The sequence below is a fragment of the Sorangium sp. So ce327 genome, from assembly GCF_051530205.1.
Lineage (GTDB): Bacteria > Myxococcota_A > Polyangia > Polyangiales > Polyangiaceae > Sorangium > Sorangium cellulosum_B.
In genome coordinates this window covers 4,422,438-4,440,250 of the sequence record NZ_CP150330.1, presented here as the reverse complement: position 1 = coordinate 4,440,250, position 17,813 = coordinate 4,422,438, and the positions used below count along the sequence as shown (strand labels likewise).

Sequence of the window (17,813 nt, the reverse complement as noted above, 5' to 3'; positions counted from 1 at the left end):
GGCTCAGCGCATCCATCGGGGGGCTCGACGGCCGCGGCCGTGTGGGGACACGGGGGGCGCTCGACACCGCGCGCGCCCGCCCGCGAACACGGAAACGTCGAACGCTGGTCGACAACGTGCTCCAGGACCTGTGTGCCCAGGCCGCGGCGACGCCGCTTTCCGCTCGCTGGACGCGCCTCGTGCCATCTGCACCGCAGCGTCTGGCCTCGCGCAGCCAAGTCGTTGTAGAACACGCCCCCACCTCGGCCGTCTTACCGACCGTGACCAGCGGCGGTGAGCCGCCGCGGGTGCGGCGAGCGTCCCATTCTCGCGGCCTCACCCGCACAACCCTGAAGGAGCCTCGTATGCGCTTGCACGTCCTCATCCCAGCGGCCCTGCTCGGCCTCGCGCCCCTCGCCTGCGGCGGCAGCGACCCGGAGCCGAACAACCCGTCGCAGATGCAGAACCAGTACGGGGCGTCAAACCAGTACCCCCCCGGACAATACCCGCCCGGACAGTACGGTCAGCCCACCCAGCCGGGCCAGTACGGCCAACCCACCCAGCCGGGCCAGTACCCGCCGCCGGCCAACACGACCCCCACCCCGGCGCCGACGACGCCGACCGCAACGGGCACGAGCACCGGCCAGGCGACCCCGATCGCGCCGGCCGCGGTCAGCGCAGCGACCCCGATCCTCACCGCCATGGCGGCCTCCGAGGTCCAGGGCATGCAGCCGGAGGGCGGCGCGTTCGCCGGGCAGTTCCAGGACGGCCAGACGCTCGAGCAGCCGTTCAATATCCAGCCGGGCAAGTGTTACTCGGTGATCGGCGTGGGCCTCGGCGTCCAGGAGCTCAACCTGCAGATCGTCGCGCAGCCCGCGCCGATGCTGCCGCCCGTGGTGCTCTCCCAGGACAACACCACGGGACCGAACGCCACGCTCGGTGGCAAAGGCTCTTGCTTCAAGAATCCGCTCCCCGTGGGCGGCCCCGCGAAGGCCATCATGACCGTCAAGGGCAGCGGCCTCGCCGTCGCCCAGATCTACGTGAAGTAGTCGCGCCCCTGCAGGCTGGCGCCGTCTGCCTCAGGTATCGAGGCGCGGCGCCGCCGGTCGCGCCCAGGGACGTCCGCTGCCCTGCGGTCGTCCGCTGCCGCCACGCAGCCCCGGCACCACCGCCTCGCGGCACAGCTCGCGACGGCACGATTGTGCGACCCTACTCACCCCAAGCTCTGCTCGGCAGCGTCGGTGGCCGACGGGCAGGGCTCACCCGGAATGCCGTCGTACGTTTGCCCCTCCACTGTTCGCTGGGGGAGATGCAAGGTACACTCCAAGAGTGAGCTTGCCTTTGAAGTACTCGGCTCCCTGGATCGCCATCGTCGGACTGGCGTCCTGCTCTTTTCGTATGGCCGATGAGTCGACGGGCGGCCGCGACATGCCCGGGGACACCGCTCAACCCACGGTCCTGGCGTTCGAGGAGGAAGGCACGCTCCAGCTCGTGCCAGGGGAGCTGCGCACGGTCTGGGTCACGGGACAACCACCGGCGCCCTACGAGGTGAGCTTCACCCTCCTCGGCGAAGCTGCCGGTGCATGGGTCGACCGCACCACGGCCGTCGCGGACGAAAATGGCAGGGCCTCGGTTCAGCTCCACGCGTCGACCCTGGGAAGCACGTTTCGGCTCCGCGCCGCGACAAAGGGCGGGCCGTCCGCGGAGCTCGGTGTTTCGGTGAGCGCGGAGGGCTTCGGTACGCTCCGCGTCATCCCGGTCTACGAGGGGACGCGCGTCGCGAAGGACTGGACGGCGAGCGTCGTCGCGGAGGCCACCTGCGAGGAGATCGCAGCCGCTGCGCCCGAAGCACCCGTGGGCGCGCTCGTGGCGCACGGCGGTCCGGACGAACCGGTGGTCGTCAAGGGCGCGCCTGTAGGGCCGAGCCTTACCGTCGCCCTGCACAGCGGTCGGATCATGTGGGGTTGCGTGGGCGAACGAGAGCTGCAGGCCGGCTCCGCGCGCGACGTCCGCGTCCCGATCAAGGACCTGCCGATCGATATGGCGGCGGCGCGCCTCGACACGAAGCTGACCCTCGTGACGGCGGAGGGCCTGAGCGCGATGCTCGAAGCAGCGACCGAGCAGCTGCTCGACGCCTTCTTGCCTGCCGGCGCGGAAGCCGCGTCCCTGCTCGACGCCATGCAGCGCACGGCGCCGCCGGACCAGGCGCGCGCGCTCGCCGCGCAGCGGGTCGAGCGTGACTGGGACGCCGCAGCACAGGCGCACCTCGCCGCGCTCCCGATCCCCCTGCGCGACAGGTGTCGTGGATGGGCGCGTACCGGGCTCGCGGGGACGCCGCTCGCGCTCGACGGCCAGCTGAGCGGCGTGGCAGACATGCAGGGACGCGCGCTCTTCGAGGCGAGCTGGCTCGGCAGCGTGACCTCTGACAACGCGGGCGTACCACCGGCACATTTCATGTCGTGGACGGCGGATCCCGGCGACGTGCTCCGGCTCGCGGGGACGCTGACGTGGTCGCCAACCCGAACCATCGGCGGGCTGACGGGGCTCGGGGTCGCAGCGGAGACGGCCGCGGAGTCCGTCCCCGCGGCGCTCGCCGCTGCCGCAGAGTGCCAGGCGCTCGGCGAGCTGCTCGGCGGCTACTCCGACTGCACGAGCGACTGCATGGCGATGCTGTGCGCTGACGGGCTCACGCTCCTGTGGCGTGCTGGAACCGAGGCATCGGAGACAGCCGGGAGGATCGGCGAGATCGTCGTGAACGCTTCAGGCCCTGCGCAGCTCGACAGCTCCGCCGCGCCGATCGCATGGACGGCTGACTGGCTCGGGACCATCCGCGACGGAGGAGGCGAGGAGGTCGGCGTCGAGGGACGGGTGAACGCGGTTTCGCCGGAGGCCATCACCCACTAGCGGATCATCTGGCGGCGTCCTTCGGCTCGCAGCGCAACCGCCACCTCCGGCCCGTTGCGCGCTCGGTCGCAGCGAGCGGGATCGCGCTGGCGCCAACGTCGCTCTGCTTCTCGGGTGCCTTCGCGAAGGCGCCCTGCAGCCTCACCGCCATCGCCTCGACGCACGCGCTGCCTGGATCCAGGCGAAGCCGGAACTCGGCGCCGTCGACGGAGGGAGAGCTTCCGCCGACGTCGAAGCTCGGCGAGCCCTCCAGGCTCGTGTCGAGGAGCCAGCCGTCCTGACCCGGAGCGCAGCGCTCGATCCGCGTATCCGCGAGGTCCTTGCGGCCGAGCGGCACGGCCTCGCCGAGCGCGCCGGTCTCGCGGTCGATCGGGAGCACGTGCCAGGAGCCGGCGCGCACGCCAGGGTCCGGAGCCGCCGAGATGAGCAGGCCGACGCCGCCGCCCAGCGCACGCCGGACCAGGCGCGGAGGATCCACGCCGTAGCCCGAGCGGCCAGGGCGATAGTAGGTCGCCAGCTGCCGCGCGATCCCGAGGTCGGCGCGCCACAGCGCCACGACGTCATACGAGCCGCCGGGCGTCGCGAAGAACCACGTCTCGCCGAGCCGCACGGCGCCGTTCGGAAACGGCCGAAGGAAATTCCCGGCGCGGCCTGCGCTGTCGCGCAACGGAAGGATCGGCAGCCCTTCAGAGGCCGCGAACAGGCTGCAGCCGGCGCCGCGACACACGTGGGTCAGCGCGGCCCGTCCGCCAGGATCGAGGTACGCGCCCCAGGACGCCGCCCCCTGACTCACCACCCCGAGCGCCTCGGCGGCCGACGCCTCATCCGACCAAGGCGAGGCGCTCACGCCGCTGGAACGCACCCCGCCATCCGGGTCGAAGCGATCGTCGAAGCGGAGGAGCCAGCGCCCGGCGCGCGCCCAGTCTGCGCCTCGCTTGCCCCATGCGTAGGCGCGCATCGTCACGATGTCGTACGGAGCCCCGTTATCGAGGCCTATCTCGTCGGCCCCGCGCTTGGGCGGCGGCGTGTTGCGGAAAGGAGCCCACGGCGACGTCGGTATCTCCGTCGACGCCGAGCGCGTGACCGACGAGGCCGGGCGCGCTCCCTCGGCGCGCGCGGCAGGCGCGGCGGGAGGCTTGTCCGGCAGCGGCGGCGTCGAGGAGCCGAGGGCCGCGCAGCGCATCGCGATCGGGCTCCCCGCGCGGAGCGGCGTCTGGAGCACCGGCGGCGGCTTCGCCTCGGCGAGATCGTCCGGCAGCGCCGTCTTGCCCCAGCCGACCCGGATCCAGCCCCTGAAGACGCAGCCGACGGGGCCGCACGCGCGCGTCCTCGACGCCGCGGTGTCGGCGTCCCGCTCGGGCAGATCGAGCGAGCGCCAAGTCATGCCGCCGTCCGTCGACTCGGCGGCGCGCTCGCCTTCTCCGAGGGAGAACGCGAACCGCCCAGACAAGAGCGCGCCCGTGCCGTCCTGGCGCGGCGCCCCCGCGGTCACCTTCCCGCTCTTCGCGTCGATCCGAACGCCCACGATCGGACCGCCTGCCTCTACCCAGCCGCCGATGACGCCGGGCTCACGCTCCTCGAACCCTTCGATCCACATGCCGTGCTGCAGATCGCGCGCGGTGCTGCGCGGCTTGGGCGGGAGGATCAGCGGGACGGTCGTGACGTCGCTCCCCTTGAGCAGCGTGAGCTGCCCCGACGCGTCCAGGCGAGGCGGCGAGAGGACGGCGATGCGGCCGTCGGACAGCGCGACGACGCGCTCGATGCCGACGTCTCGCGCGGGCGCGCGGACGTGGATCTCGCGGGTGCGCCCGTCGGCGGCGACGACGCAGTACGCACGCCCGGCACGCTCCGCGCTGTCTTCGCTGCAGGAGCCGCGGATCACCAGCGCGCCGTTGCCGCTCGCGACCACGAAGCGGGGCTCGTCGAAGCGCATCAGCCGGCGCATGCCGAGCGGCGGCTGGAAAGCGTACAGGGTCGTCGGCCCCTCGCGCTCGCCGCACACGAACCCGAACGACGCCCCCGCGCGGATCGCATGGCAGGCCGCCTCTCGCTCCGGATAGGCGTCGGGCGCGACGTCGATGACCGCCCCGTCGCGCAGCGAGACGCGCGCCAGGGCGCCGCCGCGAGCCACCACCGCGGTCGTGCTCGAGTCGGGCCACCCGTCCTCGACCGCGGCGCGGAGCGGGCGCCTCCCGAGAGGCCCCTGCGCGCGCGCCGGCGGCTCCTGCACGTCGTCGGAAGCCTCCAGCGTGCGGTACGTCACGCCGCCGCGTGCGTCGACCGCGTAGAGCCCGCTCGCGGTCATGACGGCAGGATCGCCGCCGACGACGGCGACAGAGGTCGGCCGCGCGTCGATCTCGACCTCACGCCAGGTGGCCCCTGCGTCGAACGTGACGAGCAGGCCGCGCAGATCGGCCTCGACCAGGGCGCGCCATCCGTCGGCGAACGCGATCTGGCCGTACGTGCTCGCCGGTGGGAGCGGGCCGAGCGGCATCGCCGCGCCCGTCTGCGCGTCGATCGCGAGGAGCCGGTGGCTGTGCGAGAGCCGCGCGTAGAGGCGATCGAACCCCGCGAGGATCTCGTTCGCCTCCGACGGCAGCTGCACGAGCGGCTCGAGCGGGGCGAGCCACGCCTGGGCCCGCCAGAGCTGCGCGCTGCCGCGGCTCGAGGCGTGGAACAGGTACCCGCCGCCCAGGCGCGTCGGCAGCTTGAGCGAGGTGATCTGACCTGACGGCAACAGGTCGGCGGCGCGCTCCAGCGATCCATCGTCGTGCGCGACGACGCGCATGCGATCGATGAGCACCCGCTTGGCCCCCGCCTCGCTGGCCACCACCCCGCGCTCTCCGACGAGATCCGGGAGCAGCCGCGATGGAGTGACCATGGTCACGAGCGCCCCCTGCGAGGATCGCCCGCCCGTAGCCGGGCGCGACGCTTGCCCGGAAGCGCTGCGATCGCTCGACGCCGGTCCTCCGGAGGGCGCCATCGCCGCCTGTCCACCGCACCCTGCCGCGCTCGCGCAAAGGAGCAGCGCCATCGCGGAGCGCCGCGCCGCGCCCGGCATCCGCCGAGGAATCGGCGCGCGCAGCCGCCCGTCGGGCTCACTCATGACGGACGATGCTAGCGCGGCGGTCCAGGCGCCGCACCGTCCTTGCGGGCGCCCGCGTCAAGGTTCAGCCGCGGCTCGCGTCGCGCGTCTCTGCAGCGGTGGCCCACGCCGGTCGCGCATCGCACGCCCAGCGCCGGAGCAGCCGCTGCACGCGCGGCTCCGGCGACGAGCATCTCCGCTCACCGATCGGACGACGGCCGACGCGCGTTCACTTGCCCTTTGCGGAGCACTGCATCGCGCACATCAGATCGCCGACCGCGCACCCGCAGCCGCCGCGCTTCGCGGGGGCCGGAGCGGCCGGCGCCGGGGCGGCCGCAGCAGGCGACTGCTTGCCTGCGGTGCTGCCGCCGGTGTTCGGTCGCGGCGTCGGCCTCGCGTTCGGGCGCGCCCCTGCTGCCGTCGGCGTGGCGCTCGGCGCGGCGCTCGCGACCGGCTCTGCCGTCGCGGTCGCCGACGCCGTCGCCGGCGCGGTGGGCGCGGGCGCCGGCGCCGTGTCGAGGGGCGCCGTCGTCGCCGGCGCGGCGGCCGTGGGCGGCGCGGTCTCGACCGCGGTGGGGGCCGGCGTGCTGCCCCCGCCCTTCATCAGGAAGAAGACACCTGCGATCGCGATACCCGCGATCGCGATGCCCGCGGCGATGATCAACGGGGCGCGGTTCTTGGAAGGGGCCTCGCCGACGTTCGGCGGCGCGACCGACGGCGCTCGCGCCGTGGTGACGATCGGCGCGCTGAGCTGGAACAGGCCGCCGTCGTTGGCGACGATGCTCGCGACGGGCGACGGCGCTCGGACGCCAGCTCCCGACGCGAGGGCCTTCAGGTCGATGAGGCCGGAGTCGTCCGAGGCGCTGACGGCCGCCCGCGCCGGGGCCGGAGCGGCGGCCTTCGCCGTGAGGGCGCTCAGCGAGAACAGCATCGAGTTCTCGTCGCGCTGGCCAGGCGCGGCGCCGCTCTTGAAGAGCGGAGCGCTCGTGGCCACGTCGTCGGAGCTGGGCCGGTGCGCCTCGACGCCCGGGCTCGCGCCGAAGAGATCCTGCGTCGGACGCGCCGGATCGCGACGCACCGCCGCTGCTCGAGGAGCGGCCGCCGCGACCGACTCGACGCCCGGGGAGGTCTGCCCGAGGGCCGCTCCCCCGCTGGGCGCGGACGTCGACTGCACCGGCGCCGCTTCCTGCGCGGCCACGGAGGCAGGAGCGCTGCCTGCATGCAGGGCCGCGACGATCGTGTCGATCTGGCCGAGCGGCTGCCAGTCGGCCATGCCGTCCGCCCAGACGTACGTCTCGGCGTTGATCACCCCCGACTGGTAGCTCGTGACGATCTCGGCCAGCGCCATCGAGCGCTGATCGCCGTCCGCCACGTTGACCAGGTACGTCGTCCCGTCATTCGGAACGCTCGTGCCGGAGACCGGATCGGCGACCCCGCCGTTGGTCGTCACGCCCGAGCTGTTCACGAGGATCGTCGCGCCGCATTTGCGGCACTTGATCTTGACGGTTCTGCCTTGGACCTTCTCGTCCGAGACGGTGTATTTCGACTGACAGGACTGGCAGGTGATCTTCATTGGGGGCTGGCCCGCTGGGGTGTAGTGCCGGCGAGGCGTCGCGTAGAGTTTACCTTGATGCCGCGCCGGTGGCTCGCTCTCTGACGTGCCAGTCGCGCGTCTGATCTCGCAGCTCCGCTTTACGATAGCCGAGGTCGTCGTCCCTTCGTAAAGCACAAAGGGACGGACCTCCAACGAGACCGTTGTCGGGGTGCGGCGCAGCAGCGCCCAGATCGGGCTCCGGAGTGCGACCAGCCGCCTCGCGGGGCGGCTCAGGGGCCCATCCGCGCGGGGAGGCGCCTCACACTCGACGCGCCCGCGCGACCCGTGATTGCTGCGGCACTGCGAACCTGCGGTGTGGCGGTGTGAGCTCGCGGCGCGGCGCGGTGTGGCCTCGCGGCGCAGAGCGGCAAGGAGGCTCCGTCAGGCGTCGCCGCGCGCGGAACCGAGCTCTTCCAGGACGGGCTCGTCCGTGACGACCGGCACATCGTCGACCGGGTCTTGCGGCTCGGCGCTCTCGCTGTGCCCCTGGGCCTCGTGGCTCCCCACGTGCTCCCCGTACGCCTGCAGCTTCGAGTACAGGCCGCGGCGGCTGATCCCGAGCACGCGGGCGGCGCGCTGTTTGTTGCCGCGCACCGCCTCGAGGGTCAGCAGGATGAGCTTGCGCTCCGCGTCCGCCAGGCGCGTTCCGACCGGAAGGCGCAGCACGAGCGGGTGCTCGGCCGCTTCGCCGGCGTCCCGCGACGGCTCGGCCTCGTGCGCGCCCGCCTCCCCCGGCCTCCGCGGCATCGAGGCTGGGCCGATGGAGGACGGCACGGGCTGCGCGCCGACGTGCGACGGCACGGGCTCGGAGGGAACCACCAGGTCGGCGGCATGAACGATCGGCACCGAGAGCGGCTCGGCCGGCTCGGCAGGGACGACCGGAGCCGCCACCCTCGCCGACGGGATGCTGTCGTAGGAACGCCGGCCCGAGCGCCGCTCGATCCGGCCCTGGCCGAGCTGGACGTCGTTGGCCGAGACCAGCTCGTTCGAGGCGAAGAGCGCCGTCTGCTCGATGACATTGCGCAGCTCGCGGACGTTGCCCGGCCAGTCGTGCTCGGTCAGCCGCTCGACGGCGGCGTCCGAGAGGCGGCGGGCCGGGGTGCCGTAGCGCTTGGCGAACTTCAGCAGGAAGCGCTCGGCGATGGGCAGGATGTCCTCCCTGCGCTCGCGCAGCGGCGGCAGCGTCACCGTGAACACGTTGAGCCGGTAGTAGAGGTCCTCGCGGAAGACGCAGTCGTCGACGAGGTCGAGCAGGTCCTTGTTCGTGGCGGCGACGACGCGGACGTCGGCCTCGATCTCCTTGCGGCCGCCGACGCGCGTGAACCGGTACGTCTCGAGCACGCGGAGGAGGCTGACCTGCACGGCCGCGTCCATCGTGCCCACCTCGTCGAGGAAGACGGTGCCGCCCGCCGCCGCCTCGAACTTGCCCTCCGCGGCCGCGAACGCGCCGGTGAACGAGCCCTTCTCGTGGCCGAAGAGCTCGCTGCCGATGAGCTCGCGCGGGATCGCGCCCGTGTGGACCGGCACGAACGGGCCCGCGCGGCGGCGGCTCCGGTTGTGGATGGCGCGCGCGACGAGCTCCTTGCCCGTGCCGCTCTCGCCGACGATGAGCACGGGGGCCATGGTCGCGGCGACGCGATCGATGCGGGTGAAGACCTCCCGCATCCGCGGCGAGCCGCCGATCATCCCCTCGAACACGAGCTGCCCATGGAGGGGATCGTCGTCGTCGAACTCGGTCGGCGGCGACGAGAGGAGCTCGCGCACGAGCAGCACGAGGCGCGCCGGATCGAGCGGCTTCTGGAGGTAGTCGGCCGCTCCCAGCTTGAGCGCGTCGACGGCGCTGGTGATCGACGCCGCGCCGGTGACCATGACCACGTGGGGCGGCGGCGCCTTCGGCTCGGGCCCCTCGAGCTCGCCGGGCGAGAGCCGGCGCATCAGATCGACCCCCGTCATGCCCGGCAGGTTGAGATCCGTGACGAGCACGTCAGCCGGCGTCCGCTGGTGGATCTCGAGCGCTTGCTCGCCGCTCGACGCAACGACGACGTCGAGCCCTTCATGGCGCAGCACCGCCTCGAGGATGGCCGCCTGGTCGGGCTCGTCCTCGACGAGGAGCACACGGCCGTGATGGCTGTGGCTCCGATGCGGCGAGCGCGCTTGTCCGCGCGGAATTGCAGCTGAAACTGCGTTCGGTCCCAAAGCTTCCCTCCCAGCTCGGCGGACGGACGGCTCGGCCCCGTGCGAGTTGAAACGTGCCGTTAAACTTGTACCTCGCGGGGCCTCGTATCAACTCGGGAGTTGCCTCCTTCTCGGGTGCAAAGCCCCCCTCACATACCGTCCGCGACATGCCGTGCCTGCCCGACGGATGTGGCGCCCCTGGCTCACTGACTCCTGTGGTGACACGCCGCCGCGCGCATCACCAGCGCTCGATGATGCCGCATGCGATGCGATCGGCCAGCGCCATGCACGTAAGCATCGGATTCACTGCCGGACTTCCAGGAAAGATGCTCGTGTCAGCGACGTACACATTGTCCAGATCGTGGCAGCGCCCCTCCTCATCGACCACCCCGTCCCGCGGGCGCCTCGACATCCGCGCCGTACCGAAGGCGTGATTCGCCGCGGTGATCGTGTCGCGCCCGTCGAGCCGTTTGCTCTTCAGGATCTCGGCTTCTTTGGGCGACGTCAGCTCGTCGGGCACGCCGTGCAGCCCGGGCAGTATCGACGAGGCCCCCGCCGCCCAGCAGATGTCGGACAAGATGCCGAGACCGCGCTGGATCTTCTCGACGTCGCGCGGTGCGTAGTCGAATCGCACATCAGGGTCCCAGCTGCCGCGCTTCGGACGCACCGTCCCGCGCGACTGCTCGGCTGCAATGATGACGTCGAACGGCGCCATCCGGTTGTATGTCCGGAGATGACGCTGGTAGTCGTGCCCGAGGCCGGGAAATCGCGCGGCGAGCACGGCCGGAGGCGACCAGAGGACCTCCAGCTTGATCCCTTGCTCGATGAAGTGGAGCGAGTGATAGCCCTGGGTCGCGCCCTCCCATGGATCGATGGGCTCCGGGAACACCGCCATGATGGCGAGCCCAGGGTGGAGCTGCAGCTCGTTGCCCACATGGCCGCTCGAGCCGGCGGCGCCGCTGCGGAGCAGGATGAGGGGGGTCGCCATGCAGCCGGCCGCGAGCACCACGAGCTCCGCCCGTATCTCGACGGGCGCCCCCTCGCGCCAGGTGAACGGCTCGATCGTGCGCCCGCGCATCCCGGTTGCGCGCCTGCCGGCGAGCAGCAGGTGCTCGGCGCGCACGCTGGTGAAGACGCGGGCGCCCGCCCGGATCGCGGCGGGGACGTACGAGACGTCGGTCGACATCTTTGCGCGGTTGCGACACCCCGTGAAGCACTCGCCCGAGCCGCGGCAGCCGCGCACGTTGCGGTGGGTCGGCTCGCTCGACAGCCCCAGCGCGTCGCAGCCGCGCTTGAAGCGCAGGTTGCGCTCGCCCTGCACCTCCATCGGCGTGGGCGAGACGCCGAGCAGGCGCTCGACGCGATCGTAGTGGGGCAGCAGCGCGTCCAGGGTGAGCGAGGACGTGCCGGTCCGCTCTGCCCACTTGTCGAACACCCAGGCGGGCGAGCGCGCGCAGATGGCCGAGTTGACGACCGAGCCGCCCCCGAGCGCGATCGCCTGCATGGTCGGGATGAGCATGCGCCCGCGGGCGGCGCGCATCCCGCCCTCGCGCAGCGTGCGCGAGAGCGACTCGCCCGGCTCCTGGCGGAAGTCCTCCACCCCGAACGGCGGCCCCTCCTCGACGAGGATCACGTCGCGCCCCGCCTCGGCGAGCTCCTTGGCGACGACCGCGCCGCCCGGACCGGAGCCGACGACGAGCACCTCGCACGACGCCCGCACCTCGCCCTCGTAGTCGGCGAACACCTTCACCTGCGAGCGCGGCTCGTCGGGCGCGAGCGGCTCCACCGCGCCCCGCGATCGGAGCGTCGCCTCGGAGAGCGAGCGCCGCTCGCGGGCCACGGCGCGAGGCGGCTCCGGGAAGGCGGGGAGCTTCACGCCGTCACCCCCGACGCGAGCGACGGGGGCGCCGCGGCGGCGGGCTCACCCGCCGCTCCGCCGGCGGCGCGGCGCTCGAAGGGCGTGGCGCAGCAGGCGACGCCGATCGCGCCGGCGACCTTCTCGTTCGCGAGATACCCCATCGAGAGCATCGTCCGCAGCGAGAGGAACGTCACCCGCCGGAGGTAGATGCAGCTCTGCGCCATCGACGCGAGCACCGCGATGCGATCGGCCTGCGGGAGGCGGGTGAAGCGCGCGCGGCGCGGCCCGAAGACCCAGGGCGAGAGCTCGACGAAGTGGAACAGCAGCCGCATGTAGGGCCGGAGAGGCCGCGGTGTGCGCGCGACGTAGCGGTCCACGTACTCGACCAGCCCGGCCTCCGTGCCGGAGACCGGGATCGGGCCCCCGGCCGGGAACAGGGCGTCAGCGCAGGCCGCCACGATGGCCCGCTCCTTCACGGACAGCGCGGAAGAGGGCGCACCGGGGGCCGACGCCCTGCGCACGAGGAAGACCGCGGCGAGGGCGAGCGCCGCCAGGACAACGACGGGAACGATCACGGGCAGGTGCGCAACGAGCTCGCTCATCACTCGACTCCTTCCTTGTCAGCACGGGAAGCCGTCGCCGTGGCTGCCTCGACAGCGTAGCCCTACAGTCAGAGTGCGCAATTTCGTTCGCACTGCGTCCGGGTGTTCGCACACCATCCTGTCCCGATTTACGCAGCTCGACGTTGTGGCTGTGACAATCGCGGTATCGTCGGCGCCCGATGAGCGACGAGCCCGTGACCGCAGTGGGGAGGAGCGAGGAGGTGGGACACGACGAGTCCATCGAAGGCGAGGAGCCGTCCGGAGCCGAACGCCACAGCTCGCCGGCGCGCGATCTTCGAACCTGGCTCGCTGGCGCTCCCCTCCCCGCCTCGCTGGAGCTCACGCTCGGGCTGCTCGCGCCGATGGTGATCACGATCGCGGCTGCGCTCCGCGTCGCGAGCTTCACGATCGACGACGCGTACATCTCGTTCCGGTACGCGGAGAACCTCGCGAACGGAAACGGGCTCGTTTACAACGTGGGCGAGCGCGTCGAGGGCTACACGAACTTCCTCTGGACGGTGCTCCTCGCCGCGGCGGTGAAGCTCGGCGCGGCGCCGGCGGCGGCGGCGAAGGTGCTCGGCGCCGCGTGCGCCGCAGGTGCGCTCGTCCCGACCTACCTCCTCTCCCGGCGGCTGCGTCCGTTCTCGAACGTGCCCTGCCTCGCGACGTGGCTGCTCGCGATGAGCGTCCTCTTCTCCGGCTACGCGGTGTTCGGACTGGAGACGCCGCTGTTCCTGCTGCTCACGCTCGCGGGGACCGAGCTCTTCTTCCGCGAAGAGGACGCCGCCAGCGACGACAGCGGCGCTCGACCCGCGCTCGTCTCATGGCTCCCCTGGTCCGGCGCGGTGTTCGCGCTCGCCGCGCTCACCCGCCCGGAGGCGCCGCTGTTCCTCGGGTTGCTCGTCGTCTGGCACTCGGAGCAGGCGCTCTCGCGCCGGAGCGTGCTGCGCCTTGTCGCGTTCGCGCTCCCGGTCGCCGCGCACCTCGTGTGGCGGCACAGCTACTACGGCGCGTGGCTCCCGAACACGCTCGCCGCGAAGACGGGCGACTTCGCGCAGCAGATCCAGGGAGGGGGCGACTACGTCCGCAAGTACGCGCAGCACGCCGGCGCCTTCCTGTGGCTCGGGATCCTCTCGGTCGCCTCATCCATCGTCCACCGGCGCCGGAGCGGCCTCGCGATCGCGTCGATCGCGCTGCTGTTCGGCGTGTACGTCGTCGCGGTGGGCGGCGACTGGATGCCTTACTTCCGGTTCCTCGCGCCCGCGGAGCCGTTCGCGTTCCTGCTCGCCGACGACGCGGTCCGCGCGATCGCCGCGCGCCGCGAGCGCGTGGCGTCGCTCGCGATCGCGGCGTTCGGCGCGATCACGATCGCGACCCGCGCCGGCGAGCTCGTGCGGGCCCAGCGGAACCTCCTCGTCAACGACAAGGGCTTCTGGGACGACGCCGCAGGGCGCTCCGCGGAGTGGCTCGTCCAGAACGCGGAGCCTGGCCCCATCGCGCTCGCCGACATCGGCTACATCGGTTACCGCACGGGCTTCCCGGTCGTGGACCTGCTCGGGCTGCTCAGCCCCGAGGTCTCCCGCCTGCCGGGCGCGTACACGCACAAGGTCGGGGCCGGCTACACCGACGCGATCTTCGCGAAGAACCCGCGTTACTTCTTGCTCATCTCCTCCGCGATCGACTGCAAGAGCCCGACGGTGCCCTCCTCCCGCGCCTCGTACGACGACCCCAGGTTCAAGGCGGACTACAGGCTCCGCCAGGCCATCGCCCTCCGGAAGGGCGGCGCCTGGTGCATCTACGGGAAGACGTCGTATCCCTGACGAGCGCTCCGACGCAGCCCGCGCGTCGCCGGAGCGCGCGCCTCATCTCGCGCTTCGCCTCGCGGCCCCTTCGCGCCGCGCCTCACGTCCGCGCCGGCGCTCCGCCTCGCTCCGCTTCCGCGTCGGCCGCGTGGGCCGCCCAGAAAGCGCGCACGTCCTCGATGCGGTCGGTCCGGCGCGCGTCGGGCAAGCTGTCGAGCAGCACGCGGCCGTAGCCGCGCGTGCGGATCCTGCGGTCCAGGATCGCGACGATGCCGCGATCCGTGCGCGCGCGGATCAGCCGGCCGAAGCCCTGCTTCAAGGTGATCGCGGCCTGAGGCACGCTGTAGGCGATGAACGGGTTGCCGCCGCCCTGCTCGATCGCCGTGCACCGGGCCGCGACGACGGGATCGGTCGGCACCGCGAACGGGAGCTTCTCGATGATCACGAGGCGCAGGGCCTCGCCGGGGACGTCCACGCCTTCCCAGAAGCTCATCGTCGCGACGAGCACCGCGTGCCGCTCTGCGCGGAAGCGGCGGAGCAGCGCGCCCTTCGGCGCGTCCCCCTGCACGAGCAGCGGGGCCTGCCGCCCCGGAGCGCTCCCATCCGCGCGGGCCACCGCCGCGGCGCGCCCGAGCCGGACGCGGAGGGCCGCGGCGAGCGCGTTCATGGCGCGGATCGACGTGCAGAGGAGGAACGCGCCGCCGCCCGTGATGCCGATGAGCTCGGCCGCGCGATCGGCGACCCGCTCGACGAACGCCGCGTCGGTCGCCTCGGGGAGGTCGCGCGGCGTGTAGAGCAGCGCGGCGGTCGGGTAGTCGAAGGGCGAAGGGACCTCGAGCTCGTCGACAGGGACGGACACGTCCTCGTCGAGGCCCATCCGCGAGCGGAGGAAGCGGAACCCCGCCCCGGCGGAGCCGCCCGTCGTCAGCGTGGCGCTCGTCAGCACCACGGCGCCGATCCGCTCGAAGACGTGCTCCCGCAGCATGTCCCCGAGATCGACCGGCGACGCGCCGAACGAGACGGCGCGGCCGCGCACCTCGACCCACGTGACCTGGTTCGTCGCGGGGTCGACGATCCGCGCCGCGTCGTCCCGCAGCTGCGCGGCGCGGTTGCCGACGAGCTGCACCGCCTCGCTGATCGCGTTCGCGCTCGCGTACGCCGCGAGCGCCTCGAGGTGGTCGTCGAGGCGGTGGTACGCGTCGAGCAGCTCGCCGGACCAGGCGTCCCTGGCGAGCGGGCTCCGGGCTTCGCCGCGATCCCCGCCGCCGGCGGCGCCGCCCAGCGAGGCGAGCCGATCGAAGAGCGCGTCCGCGGACTCGCGCACCACGGCCGTGATCGCCGTCCCCTCGCCCCGCCCGAGGATGCGATCGGCGAGGCCCGACGCGATGAAGGCCCGGTCCGCGTCGCGCAGCATCGAGTCGACCCGCGCGCGAGAGACGCGGACGCCGAAGAAGCCCGTCGCGATGTCCTCGAGCTGGTGCGCCTCGTCGAAGATGACCGCGTCGTACGGCGGGAGCGCGCCGGCGCCGGCGAAGCCGCGGCGCGCTCCGGCGATCTTCAGCGCGAGATCCGCGAAGAAGAGGTGGTGGTTGACGACGAGGAGGCGCGCCGCCTCGCTGTCGCGCTTCATCCGCGTGACGAAGCACCTCTCGAAGTGCTCGCACGAGGCGCCGAGGCGCGTCTCGCTGGACGACGCGACCTCTCGCCAGAGCGGATCCCCCTCGGCGAGGTGGGCGAGCTCCGCGACGTCGCCCATCTCGGTCTCCTGCGCCCACGCCTCGATCAGCGGCAGCGAGCGCCCCGCGATCCCGGCGCCCGCGCCGGGGCTGGTCCGGAGCTCGCTGAAGCGCCGCAGGCACAGGTAGTTGCCGAGCCCCTTCACCAGCGCCGCGCGCGGATCCAGCCGGAGGTGCTCGGCCACGAGCGGCAGGTCCTTCGTGTAGATCTGGTCCTCGAGCGCCTTCGTCGCGGTCGAGACGACGACCTTGCGACCGCTCAGGATCGCGGGCACCAGGTAGGCGAGCGTCTTGCCCGTCCCGGTGCCCGCCTCGCAGAGGAGGATGCGGTCCTCCGCGAGCGCGCGCTCGACGGCGCTCGCCATCGCCACCTGCCCCTGTCGGTCCTCGTACCCGTCCAGGCCGCGCGCGAACGGGCCCGACGGCCCGAGCAGGCTCGCGGCGCGGTCGAAGGGCATCGCGTACCGCTCAGCGCGGCAGGGCGGTCTTCTCCAGCGAGAGGGCGAACCCCACCTCGCTGACGGCGAGCTCGAGCGACGCCACGCGCTTCTCGAAGTGGACCTCGCACCACGTATCGAGCGTCCGCTCGGCGTCGCCGGGGTCGCGGACGTGGCGGAGGGCGGCCTCGGCCTCGGTGTAGCCACGCGCCACGGCAGGCTCGGCCATCCCGCGCGCGCGCTCGAAGAGCAGCTCGTCCGCCGCACCCGGGAAGTCGTTGCGCTGCGCGCGCACGACGAACCCGACCCGCAGCGGCTCGGCGCCCACGACGATCCCCGAGTCCATGAGGAGGTTCTCCCGCACCCGCTCCGCGACCTGCACGGCGTCGCCCCGGGTGCGGTAGACCTCGAATCCGGCCTGGAGCAGGGCCTTCTTTATCTCCGCGGGTGTCGGCATCTTCCGCTGGTTTCCGGCTACCCCCAGCTGTCAGCAGGAACATCCATCGCAAAATTGCGGGTGCCTCGTCAAGCCGACAGCGCCTACCCCGTGTGGCGCTCTGGCGCGCCGGCGCGCTCCTGTGGGCTCAGGAGCTCGATCGCGGCGACCTCGAGGGGCCTCCTTCCAGGCCCCCCAGACCGTTGATGCCCTCCCGACCCTCCAGGCCATCCAGGAAGCACACCCCAACGATCGATCCATCGGGCTCGTCTTGCACCCACATTATCCTACCCGGACGTGGGCTTCTGCCGTCGAGCCAGACCGTTAGCTCGGTACCGGGATCGAGTGAATTTTCTATCACCACCCTGAGCCCGCCGACGCTCACGTTCAGCGTCCAGCCGGCGACGGCGCGCTCGCCGGTCTCCAGGCGTACCCGTTCGCTCAGCTCACGGCGTGGGCTCCTGCGACGGTTGGCCAGGAGCTCAGGCGGAATCTGGAGTGACGGGGGTGTGAGGGTTCTGCGTCGAATCACGAAAGAAAATTACAAGCACACGCCGTGCCCGGGGACAGAAATGTGAGCTCCGGTCGATATTCAGTATGGACGGGAGCTGCGTCCTGCGCGGTGCACGAGGATGCGCCCTCTACGGCGGTCCTCAGTGCGCGTCGGCGTGATCGGGCTGGTGGCCGGAGCCGTCGCTCGGCTCCTCGAAGACGGAGACGGGCTCGAGCAGGGAAAGCTGCTCGCGCTTGATGCCTACGCCCTTGTCGGAGAAGAAGAGGTCGTTCTCCTGAAGCCGCGAACGCACACGGGCGATGAACAGGATAGGCATGCCCGCCTGCGTGTAACCGAGCTGCACGAGCGTGCCCTTCGGCCAGTTGCCGCCGTCGAACGCGAGCTCCTTGCGAAGCGTGTAGAACCCTTCGGCGGGGAGGCGCTGCAGGGAGTCTGCCCACGTCGTGCCCCGGAACGCGACGGCAGGGCCGTGGAAGTGCCAGCGGTTGTGAACGTTGTGGTCGGGCGTCGTCACCGTCGGCAGACCGTTGTCCGAGTGGTTGTGGAAGGAGACGATGGTGCCAGCAGGCACCTTGTCCTCGTGTCCGGGGAGCGGCTTTGTCGTCAGGTAGAGGCCGCAATCGGGGAGGTGTGACTTCGAGCTTGCCATGGCATGTGCCCCTAGCCCCGCTCCCGACCGCCGTAAAGACAC

General features: G+C 72.3%; 12 protein-coding genes. 3 read left to right on the top strand and 9 right to left on the bottom strand.

Annotated features, from left to right (window positions below):
• Nucleotides 1–344: 344 nt before the first annotated feature.
• Nucleotides 345–1,028 carry a hypothetical protein gene (locus WME95_RS16670; protein WP_437909352.1) on the top strand — a complete coding sequence of 228 codons (684 nt, stop codon included), beginning with the start codon at nt 345–347 and terminating at the stop codon, nt 1,026–1,028.
• A 280-nt stretch (nt 1,029–1,308) separates the two neighbouring features.
• A complete protein-coding gene (locus WME95_RS16665) occupies nt 1,309–2,883 on the top strand; it encodes a hypothetical protein (protein WP_437909350.1) in 1,575 nt (524 codons plus the stop codon).
• Nucleotides 2,884–2,887: 4 nt separating this feature from the next.
• On the opposite strand, the gene WME95_RS16660 is transcribed toward WME95_RS16665, so the two are convergent.
• The 5 genes from WME95_RS16660 to WME95_RS16640 form a co-directional block, all read right to left on the bottom strand.
• A complete protein-coding gene (locus WME95_RS16660; RefSeq protein WP_437909348.1) occupies nt 2,888–5,989 on the bottom strand; it encodes a hypothetical protein in 3,102 nt (1,033 codons plus the stop codon).
• Nucleotides 5,990–6,197: 208 nt separating this feature from the next.
• Complete coding sequence (locus tag WME95_RS16655) at nt 6,198–7,541, bottom strand: zinc-ribbon domain-containing protein (protein WP_437909346.1); 1,344 nt, start codon at nt 7,539–7,541, stop codon at nt 6,198–6,200.
• 402 nt (nt 7,542–7,943) lie between these two features.
• Nucleotides 7,944–9,677, bottom strand: a complete 1,734-nt coding sequence (locus WME95_RS16650; RefSeq protein WP_437909344.1) for a sigma-54-dependent transcriptional regulator — start codon at nt 9,675–9,677, stop codon at nt 7,944–7,946.
• A 298-nt stretch (nt 9,678–9,975) separates the two neighbouring features.
• Nucleotides 9,976–11,613: a GMC family oxidoreductase gene (locus WME95_RS16645; protein ID WP_437909342.1), complete on the bottom strand. Its 1,638-nt coding sequence runs from the start codon at nt 11,611–11,613 to the stop codon at nt 9,976–9,978.
• Nucleotides 11,610–12,197, bottom strand: coding sequence for a gluconate 2-dehydrogenase subunit 3 family protein (locus tag WME95_RS16640; RefSeq protein WP_437909340.1), 588 nt, complete (start codon nt 12,195–12,197; stop codon nt 11,610–11,612). Before WME95_RS16640 ends, WME95_RS16645 begins: the two co-directional genes overlap by 4 nt.
• A gap of 179 nt (nt 12,198–12,376) precedes the next feature.
• Between WME95_RS16640 and WME95_RS16635 the strand changes: the two genes are divergently transcribed.
• Nucleotides 12,377–14,017 (top strand): hypothetical protein, encoded by a 1,641-nt coding sequence (locus tag WME95_RS16635; protein WP_437909338.1) that lies wholly within the window; start codon nt 12,377–12,379, stop codon nt 14,015–14,017.
• Nucleotides 14,018–14,099: 82 nt separating this feature from the next.
• Here WME95_RS16635 and WME95_RS16630 read toward each other — a convergent pair whose 3' ends face one another.
• The 4 genes from WME95_RS16630 to WME95_RS16615 all read right to left on the bottom strand — a co-directional run bounded on the left by WME95_RS16630 (nt 14,100) and on the right by WME95_RS16615 (nt 17,771).
• Nucleotides 14,100–16,193, bottom strand: coding sequence for an ATP-dependent DNA helicase (locus WME95_RS16630; protein WP_437909336.1), 2,094 nt, complete (start codon nt 16,191–16,193; stop codon nt 14,100–14,102).
• Between the two features lie 10 nt (nt 16,194–16,203).
• A complete protein-coding gene (locus WME95_RS16625) occupies nt 16,204–16,629 on the bottom strand; it encodes a hypothetical protein (RefSeq protein ID WP_437552825.1) in 426 nt (141 codons plus the stop codon).
• 127 nt (nt 16,630–16,756) lie between these two features.
• Nucleotides 16,757–17,140, bottom strand: coding sequence for a PilZ domain-containing protein (locus WME95_RS16620; protein WP_437909334.1), 384 nt, complete (start codon nt 17,138–17,140; stop codon nt 16,757–16,759).
• 121 nt (nt 17,141–17,261) lie between these two features.
• On the bottom strand, nt 17,262–17,771 hold the full coding sequence (locus WME95_RS16615; protein ID WP_437552823.1) for a hypothetical protein: 510 nt from the start codon (nt 17,769–17,771) through the stop codon (nt 17,262–17,264).
• Between the last annotated feature and the right edge of the window lie 42 nt (nt 17,772–17,813).